Consider the following 9248-nt stretch of genomic DNA (forward strand, 5'->3'; position numbering starts at 1 on the left):
TGCCCCGGCATCAGTAAGCGCTAAGCCGGGGCAAGTCCGCAAGCCGCCTCGACCACCGACGCTCTGACCTTCTGATGCCGGAGCTCGTGCCACCGTCCCGGTGCCTTAATATGCCACCATCCGAATTGGCCGTTGAAGCATGCCCGCGGCGACTTGCCGATAGCCGGGTTGAATGTGTCAGGCACCGCGCTTGCTCCGTCGCAAATCAGATGAGCACGACCTTGCCTTCGCCCGCACTCGTCCGGGCGCGAGGCAACGCCATAGCGAATTCTTCGAGGCGATATCGGGCGACGACGGGCAGCTTTTCGGGATATCGCGAAAGGATGGACCAGCAGTCCCTCGCTGCAGTGGCCAAGGTTTCGGCGCTTGCCTTGTTCTGCCAGACACTTACGGCGAAGCCCCGCCAGCGCAGCGCTCTGTAAAGCAAGGTCGATGCCTTGATCTCGATCGGGCGATCGTCGAGAACGCCGTAGGAAAACAGGCTTGCCCCTTGCGCGGCGCGCGCGATGAGGGCCAACGTGTCGGGCCCCCCTACGGGATCGAGGATCAAGTCGTACGGCTTGGCGTCCGCGAGCGCATCGGCGACGCTATCGCCGATGCTTATCGTCCGGTTTTCCCAATCGCGCAGCTTATAGCCCCCGTCATGGCGATAGAGCCTTTCGACGACGGCTCCTCGCTCGCGGGCCAATTGACCGGCCACGGCGGCGACGACGGACCGCGCCGCGGTAAGAAGCACCCGCTCCCCGGCGTTGACGGAGGCCAGGTCCAAGAGGCCCCACGCGGTTAGCGGATTGAGCGGAAACTGGCAGACGATATCGTCGGAGAGCCGTTGCGCGAACTCGGCCGGAACCGGATAGATACGCTCGACCGGCACGGGTGCGTATTCGGCCCAGGCGCCCGGGCTTCGGAATGCGACGCGCCGCCCTACCTCCAGCTCACGCACGTCAGCGCCGATCGCCTCGACAATGCCGGCCCCATCGAATCCGGCGACCTGCGGATAAGACGGCTTCGTCGAATATTTGTCGGCGACGAAGAGCCAGTCGGCCGGCTGGACAACGCGAGCCGTGACGCGCACGAGGGCCTGCCGGGGGCCGCATGCGGGAACAGGCATGTCCCTATTCTTGAGAACCTCCTCAGCAACTCCGGGCCTATCAAACACGACAGCTTTCATCAGGCTTCCCGTCCACGATCAATCAAGGCTGGAAGGTCGCGCTTCGAATTGATACAGTCAAAGACCGATTTGGATCTAATTGATACCTCATGGGTATGAAATGGAGCTTCGGCACCTGCGCTATTTCCTGGCGGTCGCCGATTGCGGGCACGTCACACGCGCGGCGCAACGGCTGCACATCTCGCAACCGCCTCTGAGTCGTGCGATACGCGAGTTGGAGGCCGAGCTCGGCGTCGAACTGTTCGCCCGCCAACGCCAACGGATTGCCCTAACTCCGATCGGCGCGGCAGTGGCCGAAGACGCGAGGGCCGTCGTCGCCCAGGCGGATGGCCTGGTCCGCCATGCGCGCGCGCTGTCGAGCGGTGAGAGCGGGCGTATCCGCGTTGGCTACGTCGATGGCGCCATGCAAGGCGGGGTTCTCAGCGCTCATCTGCGGAACCTCCGGCTTCATGCTCCGTCACTTGTCGTCGATCTTGTCGCCGCCAGCACGGAAACCCAGCTCAGCGCACTCGCAAACAATCAGCTCGATATCGCAATCCTCTACACGCCGCGCAAATGGCCCGACGGCATTGCCAGCAGCAAGCTGCTGTCCGACAGCATGAGGCTTGTCGTATCCACGGAGGACAACCTGGCCTCGAGGCGATCGATCACCCCGAGCGATCTTGAGGCAAGCCCGTGGGTGGCACTTCCAAGAGAAGGCGACGCGTATTGGCGCGACCGGTTCCTGCAGCAATGCTCAAATGCCGGGTTTCATCCCGACATCCGTTATGAAGTTGCGCAGCTCTCGGCGCTGCTCGGTCTCGTGGAGGCCGGCGCCGGGCGCGCCTTCGCGCAAGCCAGCATCGCGCGCGCCGAAACTCCGGGCCTGGTCCTCAGGTCGCTGCCGTGGTGGAAGCACACGATCGATTATTGGTTGGCATGGCGGCAGCGCAACCCCGCGCCTTCCGTCCGCCAGTTCCTCAAGGCCAACCGGGTTGCGGAAAGCCGGAAGTCTCGACCGGGTTAGCTGAACAGCGGCAGTTGCCTCGGCTCAAACGGATATGTTGGCCGGATCGCGCAGCGATTTCACATATGAGGCACTTGGCCGTTGAAGCCCGCCGCCGCTTCCGCTAAGAAGCCGTGGCTGGCCGGCTCACCGGCCGGTTCGTTTTCCGGCTTCCCGGAAGCACCCGTAGCTCAGCTGGATAGAGCGCTGCCCTCCGAAGGCAGAGGTCACAGGTTCGAATCCTGTCGGGTGCGCCAATTTCTCTTTGCGCATCAAGAAGTTAGCCCTACGCTTTGCTTGCCTGAAGTTCTTTAGGGCTGAGCGGCGTAAGCGCTGAGAACCCGAGTTTGGGCAAAACCATGTCGCCAACGTCCCGCAGTTTTTCGGGTAAAGCAGTGCGAAACGTGAGTTTCCGGCGAACGAGCTTCAAAACGAAGGTTGAGCGTTGCCCATGTGGGCAACGCACAACGGGGAGAGTTTGGCCCCGCCGCAGGTCCAATCTTCCGGATCTCGGAGATGACCGAAATGGGACCGAAAGCGGTCGGTCTGCTTCGCAGATTCTCGGGTCAGAAACACGCGTTGCGCTGGCACCAACGGTCGTCACCATGGCGGCTGCGGTGTTGAGCGTGCTGCGCCACCGGGAGTTTTCCCACTTACTCCGCTTGTCTTGTTCGCCGTTTTGATCGCTGCAGAGGTGGGTTCATAGGTCGGCCGAATTGTTCAGTCCGCGACATAGGCTGCCAATTCATCAGCCGTCCCCTGCGGGAAGGCTTCCTTCAAGTAGTCGAGGAACGCTGACACGCGGGGGCTGAGCAAACGCCTCGAGGGATAAAGGGCCCAAAGCGCCGTCTCGGGCCCTGACACATCCCCCCAATGCACTAGCGTGCCGGCAGCCAAATCGCCGCTTGCAAGCGACAACGGGAGGCGCGCGGCGCCGAGCCCCATGCGCACCGCATCCCGGACCATGACGAACGACGCCAGGCTGAGCACTGGCTTGGCGTTAATCGTCGACTTGCCAGACGAGGTCGTGACTTGCCAGGCTTCGGACTCATTCAACGAGCCTCGACTGATCGCGGGAACGAGACTTCCCGAGGCTGGGGGCGTCAGGTGCGGACTGGCCACCACCACCAGCCGATCGCGCAGGAACACTCGCCCAACAAGGGTGGCATCCGGCTCCGGGTTGACCCGGATGACGAGGTCGTAGGCTTCTTCGATCATGTCCACGGCCCTGTCTTCCGTGGTGATCTCCAACCGAACCTCCGGATATCTAAGGACGAAGCCGGCCGCGAGCTTTCCGATCGCGGTCTGAGAAAAGAGCAGTGGCGCGCTGATGCGTAGCCGGCCACGCGGGCTACGGCCGCCCGAAGCGACCGCTTTCGCCGTCTCATCAAGTTCTGTGAGCAGAAAGCCCGTTCGTTCAAACAGGGCTCGTCCCTCCTCCGTGAGCTTGAGCGTCCGCGCACCACGTTCGAACAGGCGCAGATCAAGACTTGCCTCGAGATCGGCCACGCGTCTGGAAAGAGTCGCCTTTGGCCGGCCGGCGGCACGCGAGGCTTTTCCGAATCCGCCGTGGCGGGCTACCAGGTTGAAGTCGGCAAGAGCGAGAAGATCCACGATTTTGTTCTTTGCTGTTCCATCAATGAGACGACCTGTCCAAACATACCATCTATCGGGATGAATGTGGATCACTCATTTTGAGCGTGCCTTTTAACTCAAACAGAAAGTGACCCCCCAATGACCATCCTCGTTACAGGTGCCACCGGCCGCGTCGGCCGCCATGTCGTCGACCAACTCCTTCAGCGCGGCGCGACGGTGCGTGTGCTGACCCGCGACCCCGCGAAAGCCAGCTTCCCGACCGGTGTCGACGTCGCCAAGGGCGATCTCCTCGACATCGATGCACTGCGCAGCGCCTTCAAAGACGTAAGCACGCTCTTCCTACTCAATGCCGTCACGGGTGACGAATTTGCCCAGGCGATCATCACGCTCAACGTTGCTCGCGAAGCGCGCGTCGACCGTGTCGTCTATCTCTCGGTGTTCGAAGCCGATCAGGCGGTGAACGTCCCGCATTTCGCCGTGAAGTTCGGCGCCGAGCGCATGCTGGTGGAGATGGACTTCAGCGCCACCATCTTGCGTCCGACCTACTTCATCGACAACGAGTCGATGGTAAAGGACGTTATCGTGGAGCACGGCGTCTATCCGATGCCGATCGGCAGCAAGGGCGTAGCCATGGTCGACGCCCGTGACATCGCCGAAGTAGCCGCGATCGAGCTGATCCGCCGCGACTCCGCACCCGGCAAGCTGCCGATCGAGACCATCAACGTGGTTGGCCCCGACACGCTGACCGGCCCCGACGTGGCTAAGATCTGGTCGGACCTTCTGGGTCGCCCGGTGGTCTATGGAGGCGACGATCCCGGCGCGTTCGAGCAGAACATGGCGAGCTTCATGCCGAAATGGACGGCCTACGAGATGCGCCTGATGGCCGAGCGCTATGTCAGCGACGGCATGATCCCGGAGGCCGATGACGTTGTACGGCTGACCAGTATTTTGGGCCGCCCCCTGCACACCTATCGCGACTTTGCGGCCGGGATCGCGAGCGCGGCCTAAAGGCCGCGCCACGCGATCGCGAGCCGCAGCGTCGAGCAGCCAGTCGACGAAAAGCGCGGCGTCGAATGGTGCCCTTGCTACTGCCCGAAAGCAGACACCACGCGGTACCAAGCTGACGGTCGTGCTCGCGCCTTCCCGGACTTTCGCGGCACTTCCCGAAGGCGGTCGCTCACGTTTTTCGACCGGAGGCGGCTCGGGACAAGAATTGCCGATGCTCGGAAGCGCGACGGAGACGAGGCACCGGCGGCAGTCATGCCGCCGGTGCCTGTGGCTTACTCTGCGGTCGCCGCTTTCTCGATGAGGTCAGCCACCTTGTCGGGACGAGAAACCATCACGACGTGGGAGGCGCCCTCGATGACGACCGTTCCCTTCGAGTGCGCCCGCTCGGCCATCCAGCCCAAGGCTTTTGGCGGGATGTTCTTGTCTGCATCGCCATAGACGAACCACGACGGCAAAGCCTTCCAGGCCGGCTCTCCCGCCTTTTCGGTCAGCGCCGCTTCCGTTATTGGACGCTGGCCTGCGGCCATCAGCGCGGCTTGTTCGGCAGGAACGTCCTGGGCGAACTGGCCGTGGAACTTGGCCTGGTCGATATAGAGGTCGACATTGCCGTCCGCGAGCTTGACCGGGGCCGCAAGCGCTTGGCCGAGCGTGCCGCCGGGGAACTTGCCGGCCAGATCGGCCGCCGATTCACCGGCGTCGGGAGCGAAGGCGGCCACATAAACCAGCGACTTCACATTCTCGGCGCCATTGGCCGCAGTCGAGATCACCGCGCCGCCATAGGAGTGGCCGACAAGAACGACCGGCCCTCCGATGTTCTCAACCACGCGCGACACATAGTCGGCATCCGACTTCACGCTGCGCAGCGGATTGGCGATGGCGACGACGGGATAGCCGTCCTTGAGCAGAAGATCGGCAACGCCGTTCCAGCTCGATGAATCGGCGAAGGCGCCGTGAACCAGAACGATTGTCGGCTTGTTGTCTTCGGCAGCGATAAGCGGGCCGGTTGCGGTGGAGGCTGCCGCCAGGGCAGCCAAAGCGATGATCGAATTACGCATGGTTTATCTCCTTGGATTGATAGTGGTGGTCGTCTCCCCCAACCGCCTGAAGGCAAGCGGCTGAGGGAGCTGTGTTTTCACGGATGAGGATCAGGCCTTGACGAATTCGAGCACGTCGGCGTTGAAGCGGTCCGCCTCGAGCTGAGCGAGCCCGTGCGAGCTGCCCTCATAGACTTTGTAGGTGGAGCCCTTGACGAGCTTCGCTGCCTTGTCGGCCGCTGCCGCAATTGGGACAATCTGGTCGTCGCCGCCGTGGATGATCAGCGTCGGCCTGTCGATCTTCTTCAGATCCTCGGTGTAGTCGACCTCCGAGAACTCGCGAACGCAATCGTACTGGCCCTTGATGCCGCCGGCGAGACCCTGGAGGCGGAAGCTCTCGCGGAAGCCCTCGTTCACCTTGGCGCCTTCACGGTTGAAGCCATAGAAGGGTATCGTCAGGTCGTAGTAGAACTGCGATCGATTGGTCGCGACACCGGCACGGATGGAATCGAACACCTCAAGCGGGGTGCCTTCGGGGTTTTGCGGGGTCTTCAGCATCAGCGGGGGAACGGCGCCGACAAGCACGACCTTGGCAACGCGGCCGGTTCCGTGGCGGCCGATATAGTGTGCGACTTCGCCGCCGCCGGTGGAATGACCGACGAGCACGGCGTTCCTCAGGTCGAGCGCTTCGATGACCTCGGCAAGGTCGTCGGCATACTGATCCATGTTGTTGCCGTCCCAGGGTTGATCGGAACGGCCGTGGCCGCGCCGGTCATGGGCGATGACACGGAAGCCCTTCCCTCCGAAGTAAAGCATCTGGGCATCCCAGGCGTCCGAAGAGAGCGGCCAGCCATGCGCGAACACAATGGGCTGTCCCTGGCGCGGACCCCAGTCCTTGTAGAAGATCTTCGTTCCGTCCTTGGTGGTGATGGTGCTCATGATCAAATCTCCTTGTGAGTTGAGCGTTGCAGTTGCGGCGAAAAGTTGCGTTGGGGCGGCCATGAAGGCCGCGAGGCCCGTCCCGAGAAAGAGCGTGTCCCGGCGGGTGATTTCGAATGTGTTCCGGCCCATGGGCTTCATTTCCTTTTCACTCGTTGACGATTAAATCGTGCACGATCTATCTAGTTTATACCGTTCCCGCTGTCAAGCGCTTGCGATTAAAGCGTACACGATTTATTTTAGGACGATGAGACAAATGCCCTTGGAAAGGACCAACCCAATGTCGGACCTCCTGAAGCTGGAGAACTTCCTATGCTTTTCGATCTACTCAGCCGGCCACGCCTTCAATCAGTTCTACCGGCCGCTCCTCGACGAAATCGGCCTCACCTATCCGCAGTATCTGGCGATGGTGAGCCTATGGTCGCAGGACGACCAGACCGTGAAGGAAATCGGTCAGGCGCTGTCGCTGGAATCGAACACACTGACACCGCTTCTAAAGCGGCTCGAGGCATTACAGCTGATCTCGAGGACGCGTGACCCGAAAGACGAGCGGCAGGTGCGAATTCGCCTGACGCAGCAGGGGAAGTCGCTGAAGCAACAGGCGAAGCGCGTTCCTGCATGCGTCGCGGGCGCATTGGGCTTTTCCGCGGATGAGTTGAAGGAACTGCAAGACAAGATGCTGCTCGTGCAGCAGCGGCTCCAGCGCGGCGCCGACGAAAGGTCAGAGTCGTCCTAAGAGATGTCTGCGTAAGGTAGCATTTCGCCCTCTGCCACAAACGACCCCTTCTAAAGGTGATATGAAGATGAGCGTCTGCTAACTTGCAGCAGGTTGGCTGACTTCGGTACCAACCGCATGAAGCGCTGCCGATACGCTCCTGCGAGCAAGACCACGGGCGACAGGCATGCTGACAAAGCGGATACACGTTTGAATTGGCCCTGGCGAACGTAAGCAAATTGTGCCTTGAGTTCACCGAATTCCAGCCGAACTTTCTCGACGAAGCTGGGCCTGCAGCAAGCCGGAGTCAGCTCGCCTTCAGAGCGGCGACAAGAGCTTTCACCTGCCGGCCGATTTGCTCTCTGGTGACCCGCCGTTTCAAGATGATCATCCGCCAATAGAGAACCGAAGGTACCAGGTCCAAGGCAAGTTCGCGATCAATGTTGTGTCGCAACTCACCGCGGCTGACAGCGCGCTCGATCATGGCAACACCGGCGCCACGTCGCGCGCCGGCGAATTTCGCCAGCAAGGGCGCGAGCTCGTTGGACCGCGCGCCCTCCGCATAGAGGTCGGGCAGAATTCTTCTGACAAGCCGATGTCTGAGCGCCCGCCGCATCATGAGAAGATAGGCCTCAAGCTCTTCCGTCAGTCCGCCTCGGTCGGAAACATCGGTCAAGGCCAAGCCAAGCTTTTCGACGGCCTCTGAGGCAATAGCCAGTTTCGAGGGCCAGCGACGATAAATGGCGGCTTTGCCCGCACCCGCCCGCGCCGCAACGCGTTCCAGACTCAGTCCAGTGTACCCATGCTCGGCCCATTCCTCAAAGAAGGCCCGGTAGAGCGCATCCGTCAGATCGGATCGCATGACAGCGGCCCCGGTCGGCTTCCGTCGGAAATTTTCGTCGATACTCTTGCGTTCCATCCAGCTATCCCCCTATATGAACGGAACGATATCGTTCCATCCAGAAGGAGTAAAGACGCGTGACCACAAACCACGATCTCTTCCCCAGTCTTTCCGCCCTGCTTCGGCAGGCCCTGGGAGACGTGCTGGCCCCTGACGCCAGAACCTTCCTCGATATGTGCACGGACGACATTCTCTTCGAATTCCCGTTCACGCCGCCAGGCGGGACCAGCAGGCTCGACGGCAAGGCGGCGCTCGAAGCCTATCTTCCGACGGTCGCGACGTTGATCACGATCGAGTCCATGGCCCTCGGCCGGGTTCTTGTTTCAGCCCAGAGCGACGCGGCCGCGATCGAGTTCAGCTGCAAGGGATACGCCAATCAAACAGGCGCTCGTTACGACCAGGACTATGTGTCAATGCTCGACCTGAAAGATGGTCGGATCGCTCGCTATCGCGACTCCTGGAATCCGCTTGTGGTGCTTGCGGCCTCAGCTGGTTCGCACGCGGCAAATGAAACTCGGACCAAGGGTGCGAAACATGACGGCTGAGGTCCTCGTTATCGGCGGCACGGGAAAGACCGGACGCCTCGTTGCAAATAAGCTCGTCGGACGCGGCACCACTCCCAAGATCGGCACTCGCAAGCCCGCAACAGAAAGCGACGTCGCCTTCGACTGGCAGCAGCCGGAACTTGCCCGGCGCGCGTTCGAAGGCATCCACGCCGTTTACATCGTCGCGCCGACGGACAGTAGCGACCACGGAGCGATCGTGCCGCCTGTTCTCGACATCGCGCTCTCCAGTGGCGTTCAGCGTTTCGTGCTCTTGAGCGCATCGTCACTGCAAGCCGGCGGGCCGATGATGGGGCAGGTTCATGCCTATCTGCAGCGAAAGGCTCCGGAATGGAC

10 protein-coding genes and 1 tRNA gene are annotated in these 9248 nt (G+C 61.7%); 6 read left to right on the plus strand and 5 right to left on the minus strand.

Annotated elements, in window-relative coordinates; genetic code table 11:
• Positions 1–205: 205 nt before the first annotated feature.
• Positions 206–1111: an alcohol dehydrogenase catalytic domain-containing protein gene (locus tag EOA38_RS18380; RefSeq protein WP_189434728.1), complete on the minus strand. Its 906-nt coding sequence runs from the start codon at positions 1109–1111 to the stop codon at positions 206–208.
• 160 nt (positions 1112–1271) lie between these two features.
• Between EOA38_RS18380 and EOA38_RS18385 the strand changes: the two genes are divergently transcribed.
• Positions 1272–2177 (plus strand): LysR substrate-binding domain-containing protein, encoded by a 906-nt coding sequence (locus tag EOA38_RS18385; protein WP_126090760.1) that lies wholly within the window; start codon positions 1272–1274, stop codon positions 2175–2177.
• A gap of 159 nt (positions 2178–2336) precedes the next feature.
• Positions 2337–2413, plus strand: a tRNA-Arg gene (locus EOA38_RS18390).
• A 463-nt stretch (positions 2414–2876) separates the two neighbouring features.
• Here the strand turns inward: EOA38_RS18390 and EOA38_RS18395 are convergent.
• On the minus strand, positions 2877–3770 hold the full coding sequence (locus EOA38_RS18395) for a LysR substrate-binding domain-containing protein (RefSeq protein WP_127299877.1): 894 nt from the start codon (positions 3768–3770) through the stop codon (positions 2877–2879).
• Between the two features lie 120 nt (positions 3771–3890).
• On the opposite strand from EOA38_RS18395, the gene EOA38_RS18400 reads away from it, so the two are divergent.
• The gene (locus tag EOA38_RS18400) at positions 3891–4760 is read left to right on the plus strand and encodes an NmrA family NAD(P)-binding protein (RefSeq protein WP_127299878.1); all 870 of its coding nucleotides are present in this window, start codon (positions 3891–3893) and stop codon (positions 4758–4760) included.
• A 272-nt stretch (positions 4761–5032) separates the two neighbouring features.
• Here the strand turns inward: EOA38_RS18400 and EOA38_RS18405 are convergent, their stop codons facing one another.
• Both EOA38_RS18405 and EOA38_RS18410 read right to left on the minus strand, forming a co-directional pair.
• Positions 5033–5815: an alpha/beta hydrolase gene (locus tag EOA38_RS18405; RefSeq protein WP_127299879.1), complete on the minus strand. Its 783-nt coding sequence runs from the start codon at positions 5813–5815 to the stop codon at positions 5033–5035.
• 90 nt (positions 5816–5905) lie between these two features.
• Positions 5906–6733 carry an alpha/beta hydrolase gene (locus EOA38_RS18410; RefSeq protein WP_127299880.1) on the minus strand — a complete coding sequence of 276 codons (828 nt, stop codon included), beginning with the start codon at positions 6731–6733 and terminating at the stop codon, positions 5906–5908.
• A 280-nt stretch (positions 6734–7013) separates the two neighbouring features.
• On the opposite strand from EOA38_RS18410, the gene EOA38_RS18415 reads away from it, so the two are divergent.
• Positions 7014–7469 carry a MarR family transcriptional regulator gene (locus tag EOA38_RS18415; protein ID WP_210212971.1) on the plus strand — a complete coding sequence of 152 codons (456 nt, stop codon included), beginning with the start codon at positions 7014–7016 and terminating at the stop codon, positions 7467–7469.
• 286 nt (positions 7470–7755) lie between these two features.
• On the opposite strand, the gene EOA38_RS18420 is transcribed toward EOA38_RS18415, so the two are convergent.
• On the minus strand, positions 7756–8367 hold the full coding sequence (locus tag EOA38_RS18420) for a TetR-like C-terminal domain-containing protein (protein ID WP_127299881.1): 612 nt from the start codon (positions 8365–8367) through the stop codon (positions 7756–7758).
• Between the two features lie 59 nt (positions 8368–8426).
• Between EOA38_RS18420 and EOA38_RS18425 the strand changes: the two genes are divergently transcribed.
• Positions 8427–8894 carry a nuclear transport factor 2 family protein gene (locus EOA38_RS18425; protein ID WP_127299882.1) on the plus strand — a complete coding sequence of 156 codons (468 nt, stop codon included), beginning with the start codon at positions 8427–8429 and terminating at the stop codon, positions 8892–8894.
• On the plus strand, positions 8884–9248 hold a 365-nt coding region (locus EOA38_RS18430; protein ID WP_148669485.1), incomplete at its 3' end, for an NAD(P)H-binding protein. The genes EOA38_RS18425 and EOA38_RS18430, both read left to right, overlap by 11 nt.

The organism is Mesorhizobium sp. M1E.F.Ca.ET.041.01.1.1 (genome assembly GCF_003997355.1).
GTDB lineage: Bacteria > Pseudomonadota > Alphaproteobacteria > Rhizobiales > Rhizobiaceae > Mesorhizobium.